The 25,296-nt window shown below is 62.4% G+C and carries 19 protein-coding genes and 2 tRNA genes; 17 read left to right on the top strand and 4 right to left on the bottom strand.

Translation table 11 applies throughout. The annotated features are described in order from the left end of the window. Nucleotides 1-7 precede the first annotated feature (7 nt). The 12 genes from tpiA to PSEEN_RS03705 all read left to right on the top strand — a co-directional run bounded on the left by tpiA (nt 8) and on the right by PSEEN_RS03705 (nt 11,089). Nucleotides 8-763 (top strand): triose-phosphate isomerase, encoded by a 756-nt coding sequence (gene tpiA / locus PSEEN_RS03650; protein WP_011532137.1) that lies wholly within the window; start codon nt 8-10, stop codon nt 761-763. Nucleotides 764-767: 4 nt separating this feature from the next. After that, nucleotides 768-1,160: a preprotein translocase subunit SecG gene (gene secG / locus PSEEN_RS03655; protein ID WP_011532138.1), complete on the top strand. Its 393-nt coding sequence runs from the start codon at nt 768-770 to the stop codon at nt 1,158-1,160. A gap of 21 nt (nt 1,161-1,181) precedes the next feature. Continuing rightward, a tRNA-Leu gene (locus PSEEN_RS03660) sits at nt 1,182-1,267 on the top strand. A gap of 99 nt (nt 1,268-1,366) precedes the next feature. Next, nucleotides 1,367-1,443, top strand: a tRNA-Met gene (locus tag PSEEN_RS03665). A gap of 130 nt (nt 1,444-1,573) precedes the next feature. Next, nucleotides 1,574-2,032 (top strand): ribosome maturation factor RimP, encoded by a 459-nt coding sequence (gene rimP, locus PSEEN_RS03670; RefSeq protein WP_044488659.1) that lies wholly within the window; start codon nt 1,574-1,576, stop codon nt 2,030-2,032. A gap of 60 nt (nt 2,033-2,092) precedes the next feature. Continuing rightward, nucleotides 2,093-3,574 (top strand): transcription termination factor NusA, encoded by a 1,482-nt coding sequence (gene nusA / locus PSEEN_RS03675; RefSeq protein ID WP_011532140.1) that lies wholly within the window; start codon nt 2,093-2,095, stop codon nt 3,572-3,574. A gap of 27 nt (nt 3,575-3,601) precedes the next feature. Beyond that, the gene (infB, locus tag PSEEN_RS03680) at nt 3,602-6,154 is read left to right on the top strand and encodes a translation initiation factor IF-2 (RefSeq protein ID WP_011532141.1); all 2,553 of its coding nucleotides are present in this window, start codon (nt 3,602-3,604) and stop codon (nt 6,152-6,154) included. Nucleotides 6,155-6,270: 116 nt separating this feature from the next. After that, entirely contained in the window at nt 6,271-6,669 is a 399-nt protein-coding gene (rbfA, locus tag PSEEN_RS03685) for a 30S ribosome-binding factor RbfA (RefSeq protein ID WP_011532142.1), read from the top strand. 3 nt (nt 6,670-6,672) lie between these two features. Continuing rightward, on the top strand, nt 6,673-7,590 hold the full coding sequence (truB, locus tag PSEEN_RS03690; protein WP_011532143.1) for a tRNA pseudouridine(55) synthase TruB: 918 nt from the start codon (nt 6,673-6,675) through the stop codon (nt 7,588-7,590). Between the two features lie 148 nt (nt 7,591-7,738). Then, complete coding sequence (rpsO, locus tag PSEEN_RS03695; RefSeq protein WP_011532144.1) at nt 7,739-8,008, top strand: 30S ribosomal protein S15; 270 nt, start codon at nt 7,739-7,741, stop codon at nt 8,006-8,008. 248 nt (nt 8,009-8,256) lie between these two features. Further along, nucleotides 8,257-10,362, top strand: a complete 2,106-nt coding sequence (gene pnp / locus PSEEN_RS03700) for a polyribonucleotide nucleotidyltransferase (protein WP_011532145.1) — start codon at nt 8,257-8,259, stop codon at nt 10,360-10,362. Between the two features lie 376 nt (nt 10,363-10,738). After that, the gene (locus PSEEN_RS03705) at nt 10,739-11,089 is read left to right on the top strand and encodes a BON domain-containing protein (protein WP_011532146.1); all 351 of its coding nucleotides are present in this window, start codon (nt 10,739-10,741) and stop codon (nt 11,087-11,089) included. A gap of 84 nt (nt 11,090-11,173) precedes the next feature. Here PSEEN_RS03705 and PSEEN_RS03710 read toward each other — a convergent pair whose 3' ends face one another. Beyond that, entirely contained in the window at nt 11,174-12,691 is a 1,518-nt protein-coding gene (locus PSEEN_RS03710; RefSeq protein WP_011532147.1) for a nucleobase:cation symporter-2 family protein, read from the bottom strand. Nucleotides 12,692-12,952: 261 nt separating this feature from the next. Then, nucleotides 12,953-13,321, bottom strand: a complete 369-nt coding sequence (locus PSEEN_RS03715) for a PilZ domain-containing protein (RefSeq protein WP_011532148.1) — start codon at nt 13,319-13,321, stop codon at nt 12,953-12,955. Nucleotides 13,322-13,489: 168 nt separating this feature from the next. Between PSEEN_RS03715 and PSEEN_RS03720 the strand changes: the two genes are divergently transcribed. The 3 genes from PSEEN_RS03720 (at nt 13,490) to yjiA (ending at nt 16,824) form a co-directional block, all read left to right on the top strand. Beyond that, the gene (locus PSEEN_RS03720; RefSeq protein WP_011532149.1) at nt 13,490-15,556 is read left to right on the top strand and encodes a carbon starvation CstA family protein; all 2,067 of its coding nucleotides are present in this window, start codon (nt 13,490-13,492) and stop codon (nt 15,554-15,556) included. 13 nt (nt 15,557-15,569) lie between these two features. After that, the gene (locus PSEEN_RS03725; protein WP_011532150.1) at nt 15,570-15,767 is read left to right on the top strand and encodes a YbdD/YjiX family protein; all 198 of its coding nucleotides are present in this window, start codon (nt 15,570-15,572) and stop codon (nt 15,765-15,767) included. 79 nt (nt 15,768-15,846) lie between these two features. Next, complete coding sequence (gene yjiA, locus PSEEN_RS03730) at nt 15,847-16,824, top strand: GTPase (protein WP_011532151.1); 978 nt, start codon at nt 15,847-15,849, stop codon at nt 16,822-16,824. 271 nt (nt 16,825-17,095) lie between these two features. Here the strand turns inward: yjiA and glyA are convergent, their stop codons facing one another. Together glyA and PSEEN_RS03740 are read right to left on the bottom strand one after the other, a co-directional pair. Further along, a complete protein-coding gene (gene glyA, locus PSEEN_RS03735; protein ID WP_011532152.1) occupies nt 17,096-18,349 on the bottom strand; it encodes a serine hydroxymethyltransferase in 1,254 nt (417 codons plus the stop codon). Nucleotides 18,350-18,659: 310 nt separating this feature from the next. After that, nucleotides 18,660-22,490 carry a sensor domain-containing protein gene (locus PSEEN_RS03740; RefSeq protein WP_011532153.1) on the bottom strand — a complete coding sequence of 1,277 codons (3,831 nt, stop codon included), beginning with the start codon at nt 22,488-22,490 and terminating at the stop codon, nt 18,660-18,662. Between the two features lie 253 nt (nt 22,491-22,743). On the opposite strand from PSEEN_RS03740, the gene PSEEN_RS03745 reads away from it, so the two are divergent. Next, on the top strand, nt 22,744-23,139 hold the full coding sequence (locus tag PSEEN_RS03745; protein WP_011532154.1) for a hypothetical protein: 396 nt from the start codon (nt 22,744-22,746) through the stop codon (nt 23,137-23,139). Nucleotides 23,140-23,396: 257 nt separating this feature from the next. Next, nucleotides 23,397-25,064, top strand: coding sequence for an energy-dependent translational throttle protein EttA (ettA, locus tag PSEEN_RS03750; RefSeq protein ID WP_011532155.1), 1,668 nt, complete (start codon nt 23,397-23,399; stop codon nt 25,062-25,064). The last annotated feature ends 232 nt before the right edge of the window (nt 25,065-25,296 follow it).

A 25,296-nucleotide genomic window follows, 5' to 3' on the forward strand; every position in this document is an offset into this window, starting at 1 on the left:
GTAAAGCATGCGTCGCCCCATGGTAGCTGGTAACTGGAAGATGCACGGTACCCGCGCCAGCGTCGTAGAGCTGACTCAGGGCTTGGGCAATATGTCCTTGCCCAGCGGTGTGGAAGTCGCGGTGTTTCCGCCTTCGCTGTTTGTCACTCAGGTGATTGATGGCCTGGAAGGCAAGGGAATCAACGTAGGCGCACAGAATTCTGCTGTACAGCCTGAACAAGGCGCGCTGACCGGTGAAGTTGCTCCGAGTCAGTTGGCTGAAGTCGGTTGCAAGTATGTTCTGGTCGGGCACTCCGAGCGTCGCCAGATTATTGGTGAAAGCGACGAAGTGCTGAATCAGAAGTTTGCAGCGGCTCAGAAAAGTGGTTTGACGCCGGTGCTCTGTATAGGGGAAACTCTCGCAGAGCGCGAGGCAGGCGAGACGCTCAAAGTTGTAGGGCGTCAACTAAGCAGTGTTATCGACGCGTTCGGTATCAAAGCTTTTGCCAATGCAGTAATTGCCTATGAGCCTGTTTGGGCCATCGGTACTGGTTTGACGGCCTCGCCACAGCAAGCCCAGGATGTGCATGCAGCCATCCGCAAGCAGTTGGCGGCGATGGACGCCGAAGTTGCAGCTAATGTGCAACTTCTCTACGGCGGCAGCGTGAAGGCGGCCAATGCGGCTGAACTGTTCGGCATGCCGGATATCGATGGGGGGCTCATTGGTGGAGCGTCCCTGAACGCAGACGAATTCGGTGCAATTTGTCGCGCCGCAGGAAACTGAACAAATGCTGGAAACAGTCGTAGTTGTTTTTCATCTGTTGGCAGCGTTGGCACTGGTTGTAATGGTGTTGCTGCAACAGGGTAAAGGTGCGGAAGCAGGTGCATCTTTCGGCGCAGGTGCTTCAAATACTGTGTTCGGAAGCCAAGGTTCCGCTACCTTTTTGAGTAAAGTTACTGCTATACTTGCTGCCACTTTCTTTTTGACTGCTCTTGGGTTAGGATACTTCGCCAAGCAGCAAGCTCACCAGCTGACTCAAGCTGGTCTGCCAGATCCAGCAGTGCTGGAAGTCAAAGAGCAAAAGCCGGCAGTCAATGATGATGTACCGGTGCTCCAGCAGCAGAAGAGCGAAACCACCAACTCTGGTGACGTACCTCCTCCAGCGAAAGAGCAGCAGTAACGGGTTTCAAGAAGTAGTATTGCCGAGGTGGTGGAATTGGTAGACACGCAACCTTGAGGTGGTTGTGCCCATAGGGTGTAGGGGTTCGAGTCCCCTTCTCGGTACCAATTGAAGCATGAAAGCCCGCTTTGAGCGGGCTTTCTTGCAGGTGGAGGTCGGATTGACCCAGCAAAGGGTTCAGTCTTATACTTTCGCCCCAGCTTTGTCGCGGGGTGGAGCAGCTTGGTAGCTCGTCGGGCTCATAACCCGAAGGTCGTTGGTTCAAATCCAGCCCCCGCAACCAGCTTCAGCAGAGCCCCTTTTCAGGGGCTTTTTGCTAGCCGAACAGTTTTCGGCGCCGTTGTCCGACGGCGCTTTCAGGGATGGGCGCTTCGCCCATTTTTTATTTGCACAGCATGCACGAGGGGGTTCAGGTGTCGAGCAAGCTAGAACAGTTGCAGGCCTTGTTGGCCCCGGTTGTCGAGGGTCTGGGCTACCAATGCTGGGGGATCGAATACGTCTCCCAGGGCAAACATTCGGTACTGCGTATCTACATCGACAAGGAAGGCGGCATCCTGGTGGACGACTGCGAAGCTGTCAGCCGTCAGGCCAGCGCCATCCTCGATGTGGAAGATCCGATCAGCTCTGAATATACCCTCGAGGTGTCCTCTCCAGGCATGGACCGCCCGCTGTTCACCCTTGAACAGTTTGCTTCGCATGCCGGCGAGCAGGTGAAGATCAAGCTGCGTACGCCCTTCGAAGGTCGTCGTAACTTCCAGGGCCTTCTCCGTGGTGTGGAGGAGCAGGATGTGGTGGTCCAGGTGGACAATCACGAGTTCCTGTTGCCGATCGACTCGATCGACAAGGCCAATATTATTCCCAGTTTTGACTGAGACGTGCCGGGCCCGGAAGGACTTTCCGGGGCCAATGGCTTGCGCAAGGCGAGGCGTACGATGAGCAAAGAAGTACTGCTGGTTGTTGAATCGGTATCCAACGAAAAGGGTGTACCACCCGGCGTCATTTTCGAAGCGCTGGAAGTGGCCCTGGCCACTGCAACCAAAAAACGTTTTGAGGACGAAGTCGACCTGCGTGTGGAAATCAACCGCCACACCGGTAGCTACGAGACGTTCCGTCGCTGGACCGTGGTCGACGAGAACGACCTGGACGATCCGGCCATCGAGACCTGGCTGAGCAAGATCCAGGACACGCACCCGGACGCCAAGATCGGTGACGTGATCGAAGAGAAGATCGAGTCGATCGAGTTCGGTCGTATCGCCGCTCAGACCGCCAAGCAGGTCATCGTGCAGAAGGTCCGCGAGGCCGAGCGCGCCCAAGTGGTCGACGCCTACCGCGAGCGCGTGGGCGAGATCATCTCCGGTACCGTGAAGAAGGTCACCCGCGACAACGTCATCGTCGACCTGGGCAACAACGCCGAGGCGCTGCTGGCGCGCGAAGACATCATTCCCCGTGAGACCTTCCGGGTCGGCGTGCGCCTGCGCGCGCTGCTCAAGGAAATCCGCACCGAGAACCGCGGCCCGCAGCTGGTCCTGTCGCGCACCGCGCCGCAGATGCTGATCGAGCTGTTCCGTATCGAAGTGCCGGAAATCGCCGAAGGCCTCATCGAAGTCATGGCCGCCTCCCGTGATCCGGGATCGCGTGCCAAGATCGCCGTCCGCTCCAAGGACAAGCGCATCGACCCGCAAGGCGCCTGCATCGGCATGCGTGGTTCGCGCGTCCAGGCCGTATCCGGCGAGCTGGGTGGCGAGCGTGTGGATATCGTCCTGTGGGACGAGAACCCGGCGCAGTTCGTCATCAACGCCATGTCGCCAGCAGAGGTTGCTGCGATCATCGTTGATGAGGACGCCCATGCGATGGATATCGCGGTAGCCGAGGATAACCTGGCCCAGGCCATCGGACGTGGCGGCCAGAACGTCCGTCTGGCCAGCCAGCTGACTGCCTGGACCCTGAACGTGATGACCGAGAAGGACATCCAGGCCAAGCAACAAGCGGAAACCGGCGACATCCTGCGTAATTTCATCGATGAACTGGAAGTCGACGAAGAGCTGGCACAAGTGCTGGTCGACGAAGGCTTCACCAGCCTCGAAGAAATTGCCTACGTACCGTTGGAAGAAATGCTCAACATCGATGGCTTTGACGAGGACATCGTCAACGAGCTGCGTGCTCGTGCCAAGGACCGTTTGTTGACCAAGGCCATCGCTACCGAAGAAAAACTGGCAGACGCCCATCCGGCCGACGACCTGCTCTCCCTCGAGGGCATGGACAAGGACCTGGCGGCCGAACTGGCGGTGCGCGGCGTGGTTAACCGCGAAGACCTGGCCGAGCAGTCGATTGACGATCTGCTCGACATCGACGGCATCGACGAAGAGCGTGCCGGCAAGTTGATCATGGCCGCCCGAGCCCACTGGTTCGAGTAATTAGGCGCGGCCTGAGGAGAGAAGTGCATGACGCAAGTCACGGTGAAAGAACTGGCCCAAGAGGTCGAGGCACCGGTAGAGCGCCTGCTGCAGCAGATGCGTGAGGCAGGTCTGCCGCACACCGACGCCGGTCAGGTAGTGACCGACAATGAGAAGCAGACCCTGCTGACTCATTTGAAGAGCAGCCACAAGAGCAAGGCGGAAGAGCCGCGCAAGATCACCTTGCAGCGCAAGACCACCAGCACTCTGCGTGTCGCCGGTAGCAAAAGCATCAGCGTAGAAGTACGCAAGAAGAAAGTGTTCGTGCAGCGCAGCCCGGAAGAGATCCAGGCCGAGCAGAAGCGCGAGCAGGAAGAGCGCCGCGCCGCTGAGAACGCCGCGCGCGAGAAGGCTGACGCCGACGCTCGCCAGCGTAACGAAGAACAGGCTCGTCGCCAGGCAGCGCAAGCGCCTGCCGCCGCCCCTGTGGCCAAGGCTGAGCCAGCTCCGGCTGCCGCCGCGCCTGCTGCTCCGGCAGTGCCTGACGCGCCGGTGTCCGAAGATGCCGCCGCCCGTGCCGCCGAGCGCAAGAAGGACGAAGCTCGCCGCAATGAAAGCCGTACCCGTGACGATGATCGTCGTGGCGGTGGTGTTGCCGGTGAACGCCGTGGCGAAGCGCCACGCGTGTCCATCAAGGTCAAGGTCAAGGAGAAGGAAAAGGCTCCGACTCCACGCGCCGCGCCACGCACCACCGACGAAGAGAGCGATGGTTTCCGTCGCGGTCGCGGTGGCAAGGGCAAGCCGAAGAAACGCAACCAGCACGGCTTCCAGAACCCGACCGGTCCGGTCATCCGTGACGTGACCATCGGCGAGACCATCACCGTTTCGGACCTGGCACAGCAGATGTCGGTCAAGGGCGCTGAAGTCGTCAAGTTCATGTTCAAGCTGGGTACTCCGGTCACCATCAACCAGGTGCTCGACCAGGAAACCGCTCAGCTGGTCGCCGAAGAGCTGGGCCACAAGGTCACCCTGGTCAGCGACACCGCCCTGGAAGACTCCCTGGCCGAATCGCTGAAGTTCGAAGGTGAGAGCGAGTCCCGCGCACCGGTCGTGACCGTCATGGGTCACGTCGACCACGGTAAGACCTCGCTGCTCGACTACATCCGTCGTGCCAAGGTTGCCGCTGGCGAGGCCGGTGGTATCACCCAGCACATCGGCGCCTACCACGTGGAAACCGACCGCGGCATGGTCACCTTCCTCGATACCCCTGGCCACGCAGCGTTCACTCAGATGCGTGCCCGTGGTGCCAAGGCGACCGACATCGTCATCCTGGTGGTGGCGGCGGACGACGGCGTGATGCCGCAGACCCGCGAAGCCGTCCAGCATGCGAAAGCCGCTGGCGTTCCGCTGGTTGTCGCGGTGAACAAGATCGACAAGCCGGGTGCCGACCTCGATCGCATCCGCAACGAGCTGGCCGTCGAGGGCGTGACCTCCGAGGACTGGGGTGGTGACACGCCGTTCGTCAAGGTCTCGGCGAAGATGGGTACCGGTGTCGACGAGCTGCTCGAAGCCGTCCTGCTGCAGGCCGAGATCCTCGAGCTCAAGGCCACCCCGACCGCACCTGGTCGTGGTGTCGTGGTCGAGTCGCGCCTGGACAAGGGCCGCGGCCCGGTGGCTACCATCCTGGTTCAGGACGGTACCCTGCGTCAGGGCGACATGGTCCTGGTCGGCTCCAACTATGGCCGCGTGCGTGCCATGCTCGACGAGAACGGCAAGCCTGTGAAGGAAGCCGGCCCGTCGATCCCGGTCGAGATCCTCGGCCTGGACGGCACCCCGGATGCGGGTGACGAGATGTCCGTGGTCGCCGACGAGAAGAAGGCCCGCGAAGTTGCCCTGTTCCGTCAAGGCAAGTACCGCGAGGTCAAGCTGGCCCGTGCTCACGCCGGCAAGCTGGAAAACATCTTCGAGACCATGGGTCAGGAAGAGAAGAAGACCCTCAACATCGTCCTCAAGACCGATGTGCGTGGTTCGCTCGAAGCGCTGCAGGGTTCGCTCAGCAGCCTGGGCAACGACGAAGTTCAGGTGCGCGTGATCGGTGGCGGTGTCGGTGGTATCACCGAAAGCGACGCCAACCTGGCACTGGCTTCGAACGCTGTCCTGTTCGGCTTCAACGTGCGTGCCGATGCCGGCGCGCGCAAGATCGTCGAGCAGGAAGGTCTGGACATGCGTTACTACAACGTGATCTACGACATCATCGAAGACGTCAAGAAAGCGTTGACCGGCATGCTCGGCAGCGATGTTCGCGAGAACATCCTGGGTGTCGCCGAAGTGCGTGACGTGTTCCGTTCGCCGAAGTTCGGCGCCATCGCCGGCTGTATGGTCATCGAGGGTACCGTGTACCGCAACCGTCCGATCCGCGTACTGCGCGAGGACGTGGTGATCTTCGAAGGCGAGTTGGAATCGCTGCGTCGCTTCAAGGACGACGCCTCCGAAGTGCGTAACGGCATGGAGTGCGGTATTGGCGTCAAGAGCTACAACGACGTCAAGGTCGGCGACAAGATCGAAGTCTTCGAGAAAGTCCAGGTGGCTCGTACCCTGTAAGGGGCGAGCATGGCGCAGGCCCCGTCGCAAGGCGGTTGGCGGCGCCTCACAAGGTAGCGCCCGGTCAGGCTTCAGCCTGACCGGGCGTTTGCCGCTTTACGTTACAGGTAGCAAGAATGGCAAAAGAATATAGCCGTACCCAACGCATCGGTGATCAGATGCAGCGCGAGCTGGCCGAACTGATCCGCCGTGAAGTCAAAGATCCGCGCGTCGGCCTGGTGACCATCACCGCCGTCGACGTCAGCCGTGACCTGGGCCACGCCAAGGTGTTCATCACCGTGATGGGCCAGGATGGCACCGACGCCGTGCCGCAGACGCTCAAGGCCCTGACCAGTGCCGCGAGCTTCCTGCGCCTGCACCTGGGTCGCGTCATGCAACTGCGCAGCGTGCCGCAACTGCACTTCCACTTCGATGAAAGCGTCAGCCGTGGTGTCCATCTGTCGGCGCTGATCGAACGTGCGGTGGCCGAAGACCGCCTGCACCAGGATGCCGGCGAGCCGGACACCAAGGAGTAAGCGGTGGCCCAGGTCAAACGTATCCGCCGCAACGTCAGCGGCATCATCCTGCTCGACAAGCCGTTGGGGTTCACCTCCAACGCTGCCTTGCAGAAAGTTCGCTGGTTGCTCAATGCGGAAAAGGCCGGCCACACCGGCAGCCTCGATCCGCTGGCCACCGGCGTGCTGCCGCTGTGCTTTGGCGAGGCGACCAAGTTCTCCCAGTACCTGCTCGATTCCGACAAGGGCTACGAGACGGTCATGCAGATGGGGCAGACCACCAGCACCGCGGACGCCGAAGGCGAAGTCCTGCAGACCCGCGAGGTGACCGTTGGTCGCGCCGATATCGAGGCTGTGATCCCGCGTTTCCGGGGCGACATCCTGCAGGTACCGCCGATGTACTCGGCCCTCAAGCGTGATGGCCAGCCGTTGTACAAGCTGGCGCGTGCAGGAGAGGTAGTGGAGCGCGAGGCGCGTTCTGTTACTATTGGCCGCTTGGAGTTGCTCGAGTGCGAAGGCACCCGTGCGCGGCTGTCGGTTGGATGCAGCAAAGGCACCTATATCCGCACGCTGGTCGAGGATATCGGTGAGGCGCTGGGCTGCGGAGCCTACGTCGCCGAACTGCGTCGTACCCAGGCCGGCCCCTTCGCGCTGGCACAGACCGTGACGCTCGAGGAACTCGAACAGGCCCACGCAGAGGGTGGCAACGAAGCGCTCGACCGCTTCCTGATGCCGTCCGACAGCGGGCTGCAGGACTGGCCGCTGGTGCTGTTGTCCGAGCACAGTGCGTTCTACTGGCTGCATGGCCAGGCGGTACGCGCGCCGGACGCGCCGCAGTTTGGCATGGTCCGCGTACAGGATCACAATGGTCGCTTCATCGGTATCGGTGAAGTGAGCGAAGACGGGCGCATTGCGCCACGTCGGCTGATTCGGTCGGAATGACCGAAACCGTGGGGCGAGGCTTCGGCCGGAGCCCGCGGCATCAAGGGTGGCTGTTAGTAGGCGCGGTCACACCTTCTTTATTAATACAGGGATTTGTCCCTGGCCTATTGGACCCCGCTTGCGGGATCCGTTTATCAGGAGAAGCCTCATGGCCCTCAGCGTTGAAGAAAAAGCTCAGATCGTTGCCGAATACCAGCAAGCCGCCGGCGATACCGGTAGCCCGGAAGTGCAGGTTGCTCTGCTGACCGCCAACATCAACAAGCTGCAAGGCCACTTCAAGGCCAACGAAAAAGACCACCACTCCCGTCGTGGTCTGATCCGTATGGTCAACCAGCGTCGTAAGCTGCTGGACTACCTGAAGGGCAAGGACACCACTCGTTACAGCGCCCTGATCGGTCGCCTGGGCCTGCGTCGCTAATAGCGGCCTGGCCAGTGGTGTTGCATGGTGTGTCGCATTCTTCGGCAACGCTGCCTGTCAGCGTTGCCGTTGGGCACACTACGCGATCTGCGAGGTTGGCAGCCTGGTTCGCCGTGCGGTTTTTCCGCCCGGCGCCAGGCTCCCAGCCTCGTGTTGTATCTGGACGGTCAATGGGGCCGACTCCCCGTTCTGCCCAAGAATTCGCAAGAACCAGTTCCCCCAAGAGCCACTGAAAAAGGTAGGAAACCGTGAACCCGGTAATCAAGACATTCCAGTTCGGTCAATCGACCGTTACGCTCGAAACGGGCCGCATTGCCCGTCAGGCCACCGGCGCTGTGCTGGTCACCGTCGACAACGACGTCACCGTGCTGGTGACCGTGGTCGGTGCCAAGCAAGCCGACCCGGGCAAGGGCTTCTTCCCGCTGTCCGTGCACTACCAGGAAAAGACCTACGCCGCCGGCAAGATCCCAGGTGGTTTCTTCAAGCGTGAAGGCCGTCCTTCGGAAAAAGAAACCCTGACCTCGCGCCTGATCGACCGTCCGATCCGCCCGCTGTTCCCAGAAGGCTTCATGAATGAAGTCCAGGTCGTCTGCACCGTGGTTTCGACCAGCAAGAAGACCGACCCGGACATCGCCGCGATGATCGGTACCTCGGCTGCCCTGGCCATCTCGGGCATCCCGTTCGAAGGCCCGATCGGCGCCGCCCGCGTTGCCTTCCACGAAAGCACCGGCTACCTGCTGAACCCGACCTACGAGCAACTGGCAGCCTCGAGCCTGGACATGGTCGTTGCCGGTACCTCGGACGCTGTACTGATGGTTGAGTCGGAAGCCCAAGAGCTGACCGAAGACCAGATGCTGGGCGCCGTGCTGTTCGCCCACGACGAATTCCAGGCCGTGATCAAAGCGGTCAAAGAGCTGGCTGCCGAAGCCGCCAAGCCGACCTGGGACTGGAAACCTGCCGATAAGAACTCCGCACTGTTCGACGCCATCCGCGCCGAATTCGGCGAGGCGGTCTCCCAGGGTTACACCATCACCGTCAAGGCCGACCGCTATGCGCGCCTGGGCGAGCTGCGCGACCAGGCCGTTGCCAAGTTCTCCGGTGAAGAAGGCCAGCCATCGGCCGGTGAAGTCAAAGACATCTTCGGCGAGATCGAATACCGCACCGTTCGCGAAAACATCGTCAACGGCAAGCCACGTATCGACGGCCGCGACACCAAGACCGTGCGCCCGCTGAACATCGAAGTCGGCGTTCTGCCAAAGACCCACGGCTCGGCCCTGTTCACCCGTGGCGAAACTCAGGCCCTGGTCGTCGCGACCCTGGGTACCGCCCGTGACGCCCAGCTGCTGGACACCCTCGAAGGCGAGAAGAAAGACCCCTTCATGCTGCACTACAACTTCCCGCCGTTCTCGGTGGGCGAGTGTGGCCGCATGGGCGGTGCCGGCCGTCGCGAAATCGGCCACGGCCGTCTGGCCCGTCGTTCGGTCCAGGCCATGCTGCCGGCCGCCGACGTGTTCCCGTACACCATCCGTGTGGTATCGGAAATCACCGAGTCCAACGGCTCCAGCTCCATGGCTTCGGTCTGCGGTGCTTCGCTGGCCCTGATGGACGCCGGTGTACCGATGAAAGCACCGGTTGCCGGTATCGCCATGGGCCTGGTCAAGGAAGGCGAGAAGTTTGCCGTCCTGACCGACATCCTGGGTGACGAAGACCACCTGGGCGACATGGACTTCAAGGTAGCCGGTACCGCCAAGGGCGTCACCGCGCTGCAGATGGACATCAAGATCAACGGCATCACCGAAGAGATCATGGAAATCGCCCTGGGCCAGGCCCTGGAAGCGCGCCTGAACATCCTCGGCCAGATGAACCAGATCATTGGTGAGTCGCGTACCGAGCTGTCGGCCAACGCCCCGACCATGATCGCGATGAAGATCGACACCGACAAGATCCGTGACGTCATCGGTAAAGGCGGCGCCACCATCCGCGCCATCTGCGAAGAGACCAAGGCCTCGATCGACATCGAAGACGACGGTTCGATCAAGATCTTCGGCGAGACCAAGGAAGCCGCGGACGCTGCCAAGCAGCGCATCCTGGGCATCACCGCCGAGGCCGAGATCGGCAAGATCTACGTCGGCAAGGTCGAGCGTATCGTCGACTTCGGCGCCTTCGTCAACATCCTGCCTGGCAAGGACGGCCTGGTGCACATCTCCATGCTGAGCGATGCTCGCGTCGAGAAAGTCACCGACGTGCTGAAGGAAGGTCAGGAAGTCGAAGTACTGGTACTGGACGTGGACAACCGCGGCCGTATCAAGCTGTCGATCAAGGACGTTGCCGCTGCCAAGGCATCGGGCGTCTGAGCGTCTGACGCGTAACAGGAAAGGGCCCTTCGGGGCCCTTTTTTGTTGCCTGGATGATTGATCTGATCCGACCTGTGTAGGAGCGGCTTCAGCCGCGATCACCCGCGAAGCGGGTGCCAGGCACCGTGGTGCTTGCATCGCGGCTAAAGCCGCTCCTACAGAAGGTTCCGAAACCTGTCAGCGAACATGCATCTTGCACATCATTTTTTCAGCCGCATTGCAGATTGCACGATCCTGCAGGCAGGATTGATTTCATAAATTATTGATTTTTAATGTATTTTATAAAAATCCGAAGCTGGCACAGCACATGCACCTACCTTCATACCTGTCGCCAGGATCCACGGCGCAGACCTTTCAAAAAACAGGAGTGACCCACATGAAGAAGTTCGCCATTGCTGCCGCTACTGCTACCGCTCTGACCCTGACCCTGGCTAATGCGGCGTTCGCCCAACAGTCCACCCAGGCCCCGATGACGCTGGCGGCCGGTGAGGTGACCAAAGCCAAGGAGGCTACCTCCGATACCTGGATCACCACCAAGGTGAAAGCTGACCTGATGACCGAGAAAGGCGTGCCAGGCAGTGACATCAAGGTCGAAACCAACAAAGGCGTCGTGTCGCTGTCCTCGGACGTGGCCATCACCGATGCCCAGAAAGACATGGCGGTTGCCATCGCCAAGAAGATCAAAGGCGTGCAGGCCGTGTCGGCTGATGGCCTGAAAGCCGAGTAAGGGATGTCCCGTCGGCCAAAGGGACTTGGCCACCTTTAAAGTAAAAGCCCCGGCATATGCCGGGGCTTTTCGTTGGTCGCCTGTTCAGTGTTCGGCAGCCGTTTCCCGGCGCCGGACCGGCTCCCCTTCGCTGTTTATTTCCATCACCGGGACTTCGTTGCCATCGGCGTCGAACAGCTTGCCATCCTTGAAATAGTCGCCATCACGCAGCGCGGAAATGTCCGCGTAGTTGATGGTGCGCTCGTAGGCGGCGGCGAACACCGACTGCTGGTCCGAGTTGCCGGTGGTGAAGTGGTTGAAGATCAGGTTCAGCAGGATGGCCATGATCGCTGCGGAGCTGATGCCCGAGTGGAAGATGGTTTCGAACCAGTTGGGGAAGTTGTGGTAGAAGGTCGGCGCCGCGATCGGGATCATGCCGAAGCCCAGCGAGGCGGCGACGATGATCAGGTTGACGTTGTTCTTGTAGCTGACCTTGGACAGGGTGCGGATGCCACTGGCGGCCACGGTGCCGAACAGCACGATGCCGGCGCCGCCCAGCACCGGGGTCGGTACCGCGGCGATGACCCGGCCCATCACCGGCAGCAGGCCCAGCACCACCAGGATCACGCCACCGGTGGCCACCACATAGCGGCTCTTCACGCCGGTCACGGCCACCAGGCCGACGTTCTGGGCGAAGGCGCTCTGGGTGAAGGAGCCGAAGATCGGTGCCAGGATGCTCGACGCCATGTCGGCGCGCAGGCCGTTGCCCAGGCGTTTTGAGTCGACCTTGGTGTCGATGATCTCACCGACCGCGAGGATGTCCGCCGAGGTTTCCACCAAGGTCACCATGATCACGATGCACATCGACAGGATCGCGGCGATGTGGAAGGTCGGCATACCGAAATGGAACGGGCTGGGGAAGGCAAACATCGGGCCTTCGCTGACCTTGCTGAAGTCGGTCATGCCCAATGCCCACGCGATCAGGGTACCGACCACCATCGCCAGCAGGATCGACAGGCGCGAGATGGTCGCGTTGCCCAGCTTGCTCAGCAGCAGGACGATGGCGAAGGTCAGTGCGGCCAGGCCGATGTTGGCCACGCTGCCGAACTCGGGCGAAGCGCTGTTGCCGCCCATCACCCAGCGCGCGGCCACGGGCATGAGGGTCAGGCCGATGGTGGTGATGACGATGCCGGTCACCAGGGGCGGGAAGAACTTGGTGATGCGCGAGAACACCGGGGTGATCAGGAAGCCGATCAGCGACGCGGCCATGACCGCGCCCAGCACACCCTGCAGGCCGCCACCGCCTTCACTGCTGATGATGGCGCCCATGGTCGCCACGCCAGCAAACGACACCCCTTGCACCAGCGGCAGCTGGCAGCCGAAGAACGGCAGGCCAAGGGTTTGCAGCAGTGTCGCCAGGCCGCCCGCGAACAGCGAGGCGGCGATCAGCAGGCCGATCTCCGCGGGGCCCAGGCCGGCAGCCTGGCCCAGGATCAACGGCACGGCGACGATCCCGCCATACATGGTCAGGACATGTTGCAGCCCGTAGGCCAGGTTGGCGCCTAGGCCGAGGTTTTCATCCTCGGGGCGCGGGGCGGGAGACGTGCTGGGGGACGTGGTCATTGGAGCAGGCTCTCTGTTTATTGTTGTGCCGCTACTGTAGACAAGTCTTACAAAACATTGCCACATAAATTGTATACAAAGTTTTGATCGTAGCCTCGGCAAATGTGCTTCCAGGGTGCGCATAGCCTGGATGCACGTTGCGTTCCAACATGCACTGAGCTGTTCTAGAGGGGTGTGTACAAACGTGTGCGGCGGGGGATAGAAGCTGTCTGGCTGGACAGGAAAGCTGTCACAGCCAGATTGTTAGCAGGCTAAGAGATATCAATCTTCGATGAGTTCGCGCAGCTCACGCATCATTTCGGTGCTGTCACCCACGTTCAGCTCCACCAGACGGTGCAGATGGGTCATCGAATCGATATCGATGTACAGGCAGACGAAACCCAGGCGGGTCGGTTCTTCGTGGCGCAGTTCGACCTGCATCTGAACCTGGGTCTGCTTGTCGTTGAGCTGGATGATTGCTTCGAAATCCTGGGTCAGGTCGGCATCCCAGGGCTTGGGGCATTTGATCAGCAAGCCTTTGAGCGACAGGTCGAGCAGTTGCACTGGCCAGCGGCGTTCACCCTGGCGCAATTCGGCGGGGGCATCGAAGGCGATGCGTTGGAAGCGGCGGCGTTCGTCGTGATCGCTCATGGGGAAAGGCCCTCGGGAGTTCAACCTGACTATAGTTAATTCTGATGCTGTATCAGGTACCGCAATCTGGCCGCAAAGGCTCTAGACCAAAGCAAGTGTGGCAATGCGCATTGACTCGCCCTAGACTCGATGGGCGGTCTTTTCCAATCCACCAGCTGGAAGTAAACCATGAACAACAATAATAGCCTGCTACGCCACATTCCGTGGCTGGCGCTGGCAGTCATAGGGGCCTGCGCGCTGGGTGTGGTTGCCCTGCGTCGCGGTGAGGCGATCAATGCCTTGTGGATCGTGGTCGCGGCAGTGGCCATCTACCTGGTCGCCTACCGTTACTACAGCCTGTTCATCGCCACCAAGGTGATGCAGCTCGATCCCCGCCGGGCCACGCCCGCAGTACTCAACAACGATGGCCTGGACTACGTCCCGACCAACAAGCACATCCTCTTCGGCCATCATTTCGCCGCCATCGCCGGCGCCGGCCCGCTCGTGGGCCCGGTGCTCGCGGCGCAAATGGGCTACCTGCCCGGCACGTTGTGGCTGATCGCCGGCGTGGTGCTGGCCGGCGCGGTGCAGGACTTCATGGTCCTGTTCCTGTCCACCCGCCGCAACGGCCGCTCGCTGGGCGACATGGTCCGTGAGGAGATGGGCCGCATCCCCGGCACCATCGCCCTGTTCGGCTGCTTCCTGATCATGATCATCATCCTCGCGGTGCTGGCGCTGATCGTGGTCAAGGCCCTGGCCGAGAGCCCATGGGGTATGTTCACGGTGATGGCGACCATCCCGATCGCGATGTTCATGGGCATCTACATGCGCTACATCCGCCCGGGCCGAATCGGCGAGATCTCGGTGGTCGGTGTTGTCCTGCTGCTGCTGTCGATCTGGCTGGGGGGCCAGATCGCCGCGGATCCGGTGTGGGGCCCGGCGTTCACCTTCACTGGCGTGCAGATCACCTGGATGCTCGTGGGCTACGGTTTCGTCGCTGCCGTGCTGCCGGTGTGGCTGGTACTGGCACCGCGCGACTACCTGTCGACCTTCCTCAAGATCGGCACCATCGTGGGCCTGGCCATCGGTATCCTGATCATCGCGCCCGAGCTGAAGATGCCGGCGCTGACGCAGTTCACCGACGGCACCGGGCCGGTGTGGAAGGGCACCCTGTTCCCGTTCCTGTTCATCACCATCGCCTGTGGCGCGGTATCCGGCTTCCATGCGCTGATCTCCTCGGGCACCACGCCCAAGCTGCTGGACAACGAAACCAACGCCCGCTACATCGGCTACGGCGGCATGCTGATGGAGTCGTTCGTCGCCATCATGGCCATGGTCGCCGCCTCGGTGATCGAGCCGGGCGTGTACTTCGCCATGAACAGCCCGGCCGCCGTGGTTGGTGCCGACGTCGCCTCGGTGGCGCAAACGGTCAGCAGCTGGGGCTTCATGATTACCCCCGAGCAGCTCGAGGCGACCGCCCGTGACATCGGTGAACACACCATCCTGGCCCGTGCCGGTGGTGCTCCGACCCTGGCGGTGGGTATCGCGCAGATCCTGCACCAGGTATTGCCGGGTGAGAACACCATGGCGTTCTGGTACCACTTCGCCATTCTGTTCGAGGCGCTGTTCATCCTCACCGCAGTGGATGCCGGTACCCGTGCCGGCCGCTTCATGCTGCAGGACCTGCTGGGCAGCTTCGTGCCGGCCCTGAAGCGCACCGAGTCGTGGACCGCCAACCTGATCGGTACTGCGGGTTGCGTGGCGTTGTGGGGCTACCTGCTGTACCAGGGCGTGATCGACCCGCTGGGTGGTATCAACACCCTCTGGCCGCTGTTCGGCATCTCCAACCAGATGCTCGCCGGTATCGCCCTGATGCTGGGTACCGTGGTGCTGATCAAGATGAAGCGCCAACGCTACGTCTGGGTCACCCTGCTGCCGGCTGTTTGGCTGTTGATCTGCACCACTACCGCAGGCCTGATCAAGCTGTTCGACCCGAACCCGGCGGTGGGCTTCCTGGCCCTGGCCAAGAAGTACAGCACCGCGCTGGACGCCGGCCAGGTACTGGCCCCGGCCAAGGATATCGGGCAGATGCAGCACGTGATCTTCAACGCCTACACCAACGCCGGCCTGACCGTGCTGTTCCTGGTGGTGGTGTTCAGCGTGCTGTTCTTCGCCGTCAAGGTCGGCCTGGCCGCCTTGGGCCGCAAGGAGCGCACCGACAAGGAAACCCCGTTCCAGGCCCTGCCTGACGCTTGAGAGGACCGCAGTGATGTTCAACGACCTGGGTCGACTGGGTAAATACCTGGGGCAGGCAGCCCGCCTGATGGTCGGCATGCCCGACTACGACAACTATGTCGAACACATGCGCAGCAAGCACCCGGACAAGCCGGTGATGAGCTACGAGGCATTCTTCCGCGAACGCCAGGAAGCGCGTTATGGTGGCAAGTCCGGGCCCAAGTGCTGTTGAACCCGCGACACGCGTGAACCAGTGGGAGCCCGGGCAACCGGGCTCCCACTGTCATTTTCAGCCCCAAGGAGATTTCTGCGTGCAAACGCCTATTCCCGTTACCGTGCTGACCGGCTTCCTTGGTGCCGGCAAAACCACATTGCTCAAGCACATGCTCAAGGCCGAGCACGGCCTGAAGATCGCCGTGATCGAGAACGAGTTCAGCGAGGCCGGCATCGACAGCCAGTTGCTCGGTGACGAACCGGTGCAGGTGATGACCCTGGCCAATGGCTGCGTATGCTGCAGCATCCATGGCGACCTGACTCGCGCCCTGTACTTGCTGCTCGAACGACTAGACGCCGGCGAGATCGCCTTCGATCGCCTGGTGATCGAATGCACCGGTCTTGCCGACCCAGCGCCGGTGGCGCAGACCTTCTTTATCGAGGAAGAACTGCGTGATCGTTACCTTCTCGACGGTATCGTCACCCTGGTCGACGCGGCCCACGCCGAACTGCACCTGACCCAGGCCATCGCCCAGGCCCAGGTGGGCTTTGCCGACCGCCTGCTGTTGAGCAAGACCGACCTGGTCGAGCCGCAGGCGGTCGATGCCCTGCGCGAGCGTCTGGCACGCATCAATGGCCGCGCGGCGATCCGTGTGGTCGAACATGGCCGTATCGACCTGGCCGAGCTGCTCGATGTGCGAGGGTTCAACCTCAACCCGGACCTGGGCATCAGCCTCAAGCCGGCCTTGCGCCCTGTGCTCAAGCCGACCACCCCGGACCGCATATCGACGCTGGTATTGCGCACCGAGACGCCATTGGACATCGACCGCCTCAGCGACTTCATGAACGAATTGCTGGAGGCGCATGGCAAGCAGCTGCTGCGTTACAAGGGCGTGCTGAACATTGCCGGCGAGGACCGCCGCCTGGTGTTCCAGGGCGTGCTCAAGCTCTATGGCTTTGATTGGGACGCTGAGTGGAAGGATGGCGAAGCGCGGGAAAGCGTGATGGTGTTCATTGCCGATGAGCTGCCGGAGGAGAAGATCCGGGCGGGGTTTGAGGCGCTGAGCCACGGGTGAGTCAGAAGCCACCCGAGCGCCGTATCGCGGATAAATCCGCTCCTACACAACGTACCGAACCCTGTCAGCCCAGGACTTGAGGTCGGGTGGGGCGTACAACTATGGCCTTTCAGGCATGGCCACGTTGCAAGAAATGTAGGAGCGGATTTATCCGCGATGCGCCGCGTGGGCGGCGCTCGATCTGGAGAGCGCAACAAGACAATCGCCCAGCATCGGATGCACAAAAAAGCCCGGCACATGGCCGGGCTTTTTTACATCAGGCTTCTGCCAATCAGTTGCCGTACACCGGCAGCTTCTTGCAGATGGCCTTGACCTTCTCACGCACGGCGTCGATCACCGCTTCGTTGTTCAGGTCGGCCAGGATGTCGCAGATCCAGCCGGCCAGCTCGCGGCATTCTGTCTCTTTGAAACCACGGGTGGTGACGGCTGGGGTGCCGAAACGCAGGCCCGAGGTGACGAACGGCGAACGTGGGTCGTTCGGGACCGAGTTCTTGTTGACGGTGATGAAAGCCTTGCCCAGGGCGGCGTCGGCGTCCTTACCGGAGATTTCCTGCTTGATCAGCGACAGCAGGAACAGGTGGTTCTGGGTACCGCCGGAAACGACGTCGAAACCACGCTCGATGAACACTTCGGCCATGGCCTGGGCGTTCTTCACGACTTGCTGCTGGTAAGCCTTGAACTCAGGCTGCAGGGCTTCCTTGAAGCAGATCGCCTTGGCGGCGATGACGTGCTCCAGCGGGCCGCCCTGGGCGCCCGGGAAGACGGCGGAGTTCAGCTTCTTCTCGATGTCGGCGTTGGCACGGGCCAGGATCAGGCCACCACGTGGACCGCGCAGGGTCTTGTGGGTGGTGGTGGTGACCACGTCGGCGAACGGAACCGGGTTCGGGTACACGCCAGCGGCAACCAGGCCGGCCACGTGGGCCATGTCGACGAACAGGTAGGCACCGACCTTGTCGGCGATTTCGCGGAAGCGTGGGAAGTCCAGAACCTGCGAGTAGGCGGAGAAGCCGGCGACGATCATCTTCGGCTTGTGCTCCAGGGCCAGCGCTTCAACTTCGTCGTAGTCGATCAGGCCGTTGGCGTCGATGCCGTACTGGATGGCGTTGTACAGCTTGCCCGAGGAGGAAACGCTGGCGCCGTGGGTCAGGTGACCGCCGTGGGCCAGGCTCATGCCCAGGATGGTGTCGCCGGCCGACAGCAGCGCCAGGTAGACAGCGGCGTTGGCTTGGGAGCCGGCGTGCGGCTGGACGTTGGCGTAGTCGGCGCCGAACAGTTCTTTGGCGCGGTCGATGGCCAGTTGCTCGACCACGTCGACGTACTCGCAACCACCGTAGTAGCGCTTGCCTGGGTAGCCTTCGGCGTACTTGTTGGTCAGAACCGAACCCTGGGCCTCCATGACCGCCGGGCTGGTGTAGTTTTCCGAAGCGATCAGCTCGATATGCTCTTCCTGGCGCAGGGCTTCTTGCTGCATGGCTTCGAAGAGCTCGGCGTCGTACTTGGCAATGGTCAAATCACGGCTGAACATGGCGGTCCTCAAGGATCGGTCAGAATTGGGGGTGCATTCTAACCGATTGATTCGCCGCTGGCATATGAAGTGGCATCAAGTCGCGGACCAATGGCCCTCATGTTGCAACCCGCGCCGTGTCTGGGCTCGAGTTGACTTTCGGGTCCGTTTTTTGCGGTTCGGCACCGCACCCTGTAGGAGCGGCCTTGAGCCGCGAAAGGGCCGCAAAGCGGCCCCGGCGATCTTCGCGTCAACACTGAACCCTGGGGCTGCTGCGCAGCCCTTTCGCGGCTCAAGGCCGCTCCTACAGGGTACGTGCGATACCGGGCGGTCACTGGAACATGAACAGCGTTTCGTTGCTGAACTGCGCTTCGAACTGGTTGGCCGGCATCGGTCGGCCGAACAGGTAGCCCTGCACTTCGTCGCAACCGTGCTCGCGGAGGAACTCGAGCTGTTCATGGGTTTCCACGCCCTCGGCGATCACCGCCAGGTTCAGGCTGTGGGCCATGGCGATGATCGCCCGGGCGATCTGCGCGTCCTGCTCGCCCTCGGGCAGGCCGTCGACGAAGGTGCGGTCGATCTTCAGCACGTCGATGGGGAACTGCTTGAGGTAGTTGAGCGACGAGTAGCCGGTACCAAAGTCGTCGACCGCAATGCTCAGGCCGAGGTTCTTCAGGCTGTCGAGGATCTGCATGGCTTCGTTGACCTCGCGCATCAGGATGCTTTCGGTCAGCTCCAGCTCCAGGCACGCCGGGGGCAGGCCGGTCTCTTCCAGGATGGTGGCGATGCGCGTGCCCAGTTGGCCGTCGGAGAACTGCCGAGCCGAAATGTTCACCGACACCTTCGGTACCCGCACCTTGTCCTTGTGCCAGGCCTTGAGCTGGCGGCAGGCCTCGCGCAGCACCCAGTCGCCGACATCCACCACCAGGCCCAGCTCCTCGATCACCGGGATGAAGTCCCCTGGCGGCACCAGGCCGCGGGTCGGGTGCCGCCAGCGCAGCAGGGCCTCGGCCCCGGTCAGGCGCTTGCCGTCGCCGCTGAACTGCGGCTGGTAGTAGAGGATGAACTCGTTCTGCTCCAGGGCATGGCGCAGGTCGCTCTCCAGCTCCAGGCGCTCCAGGGCGCTGGCGTTCATGTCGGCCTGGTAGAACTGGAAGTTGTTCTTGCCGCGTTCCTTGGCGTGGTACATGGCGGTGTCGGCGTTCTTCATCAGCTGGCTCAGCTCGCCGCCGTCCTGCGGGCTGAGGGCGATGCCGATGCTGGCGGTGACGAAGAACTCGCGGTTCTCCAGCACGAACGGGGTCACCAGGCTGTCGAGAATGTGCTCGGCCACATGGATGGCGCGGTTGAGCGCCAGCTCGCGGGTGGCTTTCGGTTGCAGCAGCAGGGTGAATTCGTCGCCGCCCATGCGCGCCACGGTGTCGTCGTTGTCGACACAGGCCAGCAGGCGCTCGGCCATGTCCTTGAGCATGCGATCGCCCGCGGCGTGGCCGAGGGAGTCGTTGATCGGCTTGAAGCGGTCGAGGTCGAGGAACATCAATACCACCCAAGCCTTCTGCCGCTCGGCCTGCTGCAGGGCGGTGTACAGGCGGTCCTGGAACAGCGTGCGGTTGGGCAGGTGGGTCAGGGCGTCGTAGTAGGCCAGGCGGTGGATGCGCTGCTCGCTGGCCTTGCGTTCGCTGATGTCGGTGAAGAAGCACACGTAGCTGGCCAGGTCGCCTTCATCGTCGAGCACCGCGGTGATGCCCACCCATGCCGGATAGTGCTCACCGTTGCGGCGCTTGAGGAACACCTCGCCCTCCCAACTGCCGCGCTGGTTGAGCTGCTTGAGCACATAGCCCAGGTGCGCGTCCTGCTGGTGCTCGACGGTGAGCATGCCCGGCAGTTGGTCGAGCACTTCGGCGACGGCGTAGCCGCTGACGCGGCTGAACGCTTCGTTGGCCTGGACGATGTAGCCGGCCGGGTCGGTGATCAGGATGGCCGAGGTCGAGTGTTCGAATACCGTGGCGGCCATGCGCAGGTCTTTCTCGGCCCGGCGTTGCTGGCTGATGTCGCGACCCACGCCCAGCACGCCCTCGAAGCGTTCGTGCTCGTCCCACACCAGCACCAGGCGCAGTTCGATGGGGATCTTGCGGCCATCGGCGCGCAGGCAGTCGAACAGGAACAGCTGCGTGGGCAGGGTGGCGCGCAATTGCGCCAGTTGCTCGGTATCACCCTGGGCCTTGCTGACCCGCTCGATCAGGCCATAGACGCCGGTGAGCTGAGCCGGGTTGGCGATGATCGATTGCCAGCCGTTGGCGAAGATCCAGTCGGCCTGGTAGCCCAGCACGGCCTGTACCGACGGGCTGACATAGTCGAGCCGCAACTGGTTGTCGGTGGAAAAGATCACGTCGCTGATGCTCTCGGCGAGCATGCGGTAGCGCTGTTCGCTGTCGCGCAGCGATTCGCTGGCCTCGATCTGCACCGTGACATCCTTGCCCACACCGATGATGCGGGTGACTTGGCCATCGCTGGCGCGGGTCAGTACCTGCTCGCGGATGTCGTAGCAACGCCAGCCGCCATCGCGGTGACGGAAGCGCAACTGGCAGTGCAGCGACTGGCCATGGCAGGTGTCCTGTTGTTGCTGGCGCAGGGCACGGTAGTGCGCGGCGTCCTCGGGGTGCAGCAACAACTCCCAGAAACGTTCGCCCATCTGGGCCAGTTCGGCGCGGTCATAGCCGAGGGTCTGGCCGAGGTGGCGGTTGCTGAAGATCATCCGCTGGCTTTGCACGTCTTGCACGTACAGTTGGTCGGGCACGGTGCGCACCACGTCCGACCAGAAACTTTCGCGCTCGAGCAGGGACAGTTCTACCTGCTTGCGGCTGGTGATGTCGCTGATGCTCAGGATCACCGCCTGGAAGTCGCGGCGCTGCTGGGGCATGCGCACCATCAGCCACAGGTGCAGCTCGCCACCCAGCGGCGCGGGAAGGCGGACCTCCAGTTCCAACTGCTCGCGGCCTTCTATCAGGGCATCGATCAGTTGCATGCCGACGCTGTCACGGCCATCGCCGCTGCCTTCGATCAGGCGCTGCCAGGCGCCTTGGTGGCAGTCGACGTTGAGCAACTGGCGGGCGACCTGGTTGATCTCGGTGATCTTCAGCTCCGCCAGCAGCGAACGCCGCAGGTTGGCGTCCAAAGCCAGGCTGTGGCGCAGGGCCGCGTGGTTGCGCAAGTGGTAGCGGTCGAGCTGGCCGGGCAGGCTGGACAGGTCGAGTACGCACAAAGCCACGCCTGTACCCTCGAAGATCTCCTGGTAGCGGCGCCGGTCTTCCTGCAGGGCGCGCTGGCGGCGACGCATGTTGATCAGGGCGAGCACCGGCAGCAGGGCACAGAACAGCACCAGCACGCACTTGCCGATCAGCGCCGGGAGCAACTTGTCGCGGGCCAGGCCCGCGTCGAACAGGCCGCGCAGTTGCCAGGTACTGTTGTCGATGAAGGCCAGCATCACGCTCTGCAACGGCTCGTTGCTGGCCGCTTGCGTGCCGTGGTGTTCGATGACTTCGCCGTTGCGGCTGTTTTCCAGCAGCCACGAAGGGTGGCCCGAGGCGTCCAGGTGCTGGGTCAGCTCCTTGTAATAGGCAGGGCTCAACCGCAGCAGCCAGTAGCCGCGATCCTGCTCGGCGCTTTGGCGCAACAACAGGTAGACCAATTGGTTGTCCGGCGCGTTGCTGTAGAAGTAGACGCGCCCCTGGTTCAGTTGCAGGATCTCGTCAATCATCTGGCGGTCGGGACTGCCGTCCAGGGTGTCGCTGCGCACCTGCCCGGAGCTGTCCAGCCAGGCCATGTGGCGCAGCGCGGGGAGGCGTGCGCGCAGTGTCGCGAAGAGGCTGGGCAGGGCGGCGGGCGCCGGAGGTTTGACGTAGGGCTGGACCAGATTCAGCGCCTGCTGGGCCTTGAGCGCCATGTTCAGGCCCAGATGGTCGGCGAGTTCCGCGCTGGTCGCCAGGCTCTGCTGGCGCAGGTCGGCCTGGGTGTGACGGAACTGGGTGAACAGTTGCCACAGCAGCAACCCCAGCAAAACCAGCGCCAACAGGGCCAGTGCCCCCTTGAGTGAGCCACGCAGGTGTGTGCCGGCCGAGGAATTGGCAGGGCGCAGGGGTGATGAGTGCGTGAGATTGGTCAAGCGTTGGGTCCTGCGATTTGGCTGGCGATGGCAGGGGGCTGTTTCACGGTGCATGCATGGCGCGTGCCGCGCGCGTCGGGCGCACTATAAGCCGCACAGGTGAAGCCGCCTAGCATGCCTTCAAATATGGCAAAGTGCCAGTCCGTGTGTCTCCTGCCAGGAGCGCAGCCGGTCACACCGGTTCGGCAAGACCCTGCGACCTGTGCGAGAATGCTGCCCGCTTCAATAGTCAACGCATCGGAGAAGTACGGTTTTGGTTACCCACTATTCCACCAATGGCCTCGATTCCGCCTGTGGGCGTAGCAGTGAGACACTCGTCAGCACTGCCGTGGCCGAGGACGTGTCCTGCAAGACCTGCCAGCGTTCGCTGGCCAAGCCGGAGGCGCCCGCCTCGAAGAACAAGACGCCATCGCTGGCCGAACTGCGCAAGACCGCCAAGGCGGCTGCAGAGCCGGCTGCAACCGTGGCGGCAGCGGCCAAACCGGCGGCCAAGGTGACCCGCGCACCTGCCGCCAAGCCGGCCAAGGCCGTTGCACAGCCTGCCCGCAGCGGCGGCTTCAGCGTCAAGGCCGCCTGGGCCGCGCGCCTGGCCGAGCAATCGGACCGTTGCCGCCTGCCGCGTGGCAAGGCCAAGCAAGCGCACGTCTGAGCCAGCCTCGGCGAGGACTTCGTCCTCGATCGCGACACAAGGCCGCTCCCACAGATATACATCGTCCGTGTGGGAGCGGCCTTGTGCCGCGAGAGGGCCGCAACGCGGCCCCATCCTGCCATCTGCCCATCTGTGCAACGCCGTCACTTGGCGTAGAATGGCCCACTTTGTTCAATGACACCCCGTAAACACATCCCCCTGGTCACGTGGCCGGGGCGATCGTCGATGTCTTTACCTATCTGATAGAGGGCTTGGTTTTGGCTCAATACGTCTACACCATGCATCGGCTGAGCAAGGTCGTGCCGCCGAAGCGGGAAATTCTCAAGAACATTTCCCTGTCGTTCTTCCCAGGCGCCAAGATCGGCGTGCTGGGCCTGAACGGCGCGGGTAAATCGACCCTGCTGCGCATCATGGCGGGCGTCGACAAGGAATTCGACGGTGAAGCCCGTCCGATGCCCGACATCAACGTCGGCTACCTGCCCCAGGAGCCGCAGCTCGATGCCAGCAAGACCGTGCGTGAAGTGGTCGAGGAAGCGGTCAGCGTGATCAAGGACGCCCAGGCCCGCCTGGACGAGGTCTACGCCGCCTACGCCGAGCCGGATGCCGACTTCGACAAGCTGGCCGCCGAGCAGGCCAAGCTCGAGGCCATCCTGCAAGCCGCCGACGGCCACAACCTGGAGCGCCAACTGGACGTCGCCGCCGACGCCCTGCGCCTGCCGGCTTGGGACGCCAAGATCGAACACCTGTCCGGTGGTGAGAAGCGCCGCGTGGCCCTGTGCCGCCTGCTGCTGTCGGCCCCCGACATGCTGCTGCTGGACGAACCGACCAACCACCTGGACGCCGACTCGGTGGCCTGGCTGGAGCGCTTCCTCCACGACTTCCCGGGCACCGTGGTGGCGATCACCCACGACCGTTACTTCCTCGACAACGTCGCCGGCTGGATCCTCGAACTGGACCGCGGTGCGGGCATCCCGTACGAAGGCAACTACTCGGGCTGGCTGGAAGCCAAGTCGGAGCGTCTGGCGCAGGAATCCAAGCAGCAAAGCGCCCACGAGAAGGCCATGAAAGAGGAACTGGAGTGGGTGCGCAAAGGCGCCAAGGCCCGCCAGTCCAAATCCAAGGCTCGTCTGCAGCGCTTCGAAGAGATGCAGTCGCAGGAGTTCCAGAAGCGCAGTGAGACCAACGAGATCTACATCCCGGCAGGCCCACGCCTGGGTGACAAGGTCATCGAGTTCAAGAATGTCTCCAAAGGCTATGGCGACCGCGTGCTGATCGACAACCTGTCGTTCGCCATGCCTAAAGGCGCGATCGTTGGTGTGATCGGTGGTAACGGTGCCGGTAAGTCGACCTTGTTCCGCATGCTGATGGGTAAGGAGCAGCCGGACTCGGGCAGCATCGAGATCGGCGAGACCGTGCAGCTGGCCTGCGTCGACCAGAGCCGCGAGGACCTGGACGGCAGCAAGACCGTGTTCCAGCAGATCTCCGACGGTTCCGACCAGATCCGCATCGGCAACTACGAGATTCCGTCGCGCACCTACGTTGGCCGCTTCAACTTCAAGGGCGGCGACCAGCAGAAGTTCGTCAAGGACCTCTCCGGTGGTGAGCGTGGCCGCCTGCACCTGGCGTTGACGCTGAAAGAGGGCGGCAACGTCCTGCTGCTCGACGAACCGTCCAACGACCTTGACGTCGAAACCCTGCGTTCGCTGGAAGAAGCCCTGCTGGACTTCCCGGGCGCCGCCATCGTGATCTCCCACGACCGTTGGTTCCTGGACCGCGTGGCGACCCACATCCTGGCGTACGAAGACGATTCGAACGTGGTGTTCTTCGAAGGCAACTACACCGAGTACGAAGCCGATCGCAAGAAGCGCCTGGGCGACGCCGCTGCCCAGCCGCACCGTGTGCGTCACAAGAAGCTGGCCCAGTAAGCTGGTTTTCGCTGCACAGGAATGGGGCCCTTCGGGGCCCCATTTTTGTGCCTGGCTTTTGCGCGGTTCGCTGGCAAGCCGGCTCCTACACGTGCCGTATTACCGGCCTTTCCTGTAGGAGCGGATTTATCCGCGAAGCAAACGACGCGATTCTGATTTTGTATACACTTATAGAAATTGCACCAAATAATTTCATAAAAACGACATTTCGCCCTGTTCCAGTGCGATTGGT

It is taken from the genome of Pseudomonas entomophila L48 (assembly GCF_000026105.1).
Lineage (GTDB): Bacteria > Pseudomonadota > Gammaproteobacteria > Pseudomonadales > Pseudomonadaceae > Aquipseudomonas > Aquipseudomonas entomophila.

Excerpts from the sequence above, each read along its gene's own strand:
- PSEEN_RS03715 (WP_011532148.1), bottom strand. The coding sequence starts at position 13,321 with ATGAGCGATCACGACGAACGCCGCCGCTTCCAACGCATCGCCTTCGAT.
- rbfA (WP_011532142.1), top strand. The coding sequence starts at position 6,271 with ATGGCAAAAGAATATAGCCGTACCCAACGCATCGGTGATCAGATGCAG.
- tpiA (WP_011532137.1), top strand. The coding sequence starts at position 8 with ATGCGTCGCCCCATGGTAGCTGGTAACTGGAAGATGCACGGTACCCGC.
- nusA (WP_011532140.1), top strand. The coding sequence starts at position 2,093 with ATGAGCAAAGAAGTACTGCTGGTTGTTGAATCGGTATCCAACGAAAAG.
- infB (WP_011532141.1), top strand. The coding sequence starts at position 3,602 with ATGACGCAAGTCACGGTGAAAGAACTGGCCCAAGAGGTCGAGGCACCG.
- secG (WP_011532138.1), top strand. The coding sequence starts at position 768 with ATGCTGGAAACAGTCGTAGTTGTTTTTCATCTGTTGGCAGCGTTGGCA.
- PSEEN_RS03725 (WP_011532150.1), top strand. The coding sequence starts at position 15,570 with ATGTTCAACGACCTGGGTCGACTGGGTAAATACCTGGGGCAGGCAGCC.
- PSEEN_RS03720 (WP_011532149.1), top strand. The coding sequence starts at position 13,490 with ATGAACAACAATAATAGCCTGCTACGCCACATTCCGTGGCTGGCGCTG.
- rpsO (WP_011532144.1), top strand. The coding sequence starts at position 7,739 with ATGGCCCTCAGCGTTGAAGAAAAAGCTCAGATCGTTGCCGAATACCAG.
- PSEEN_RS03710 (WP_011532147.1), bottom strand. The coding sequence starts at position 12,691 with ATGACCACGTCCCCCAGCACGTCTCCCGCCCCGCGCCCCGAGGATGAA.
- glyA (WP_011532152.1), bottom strand. The coding sequence starts at position 18,349 with ATGTTCAGCCGTGATTTGACCATTGCCAAGTACGACGCCGAGCTCTTC.
- PSEEN_RS03705 (WP_011532146.1), top strand. The coding sequence starts at position 10,739 with ATGAAGAAGTTCGCCATTGCTGCCGCTACTGCTACCGCTCTGACCCTG.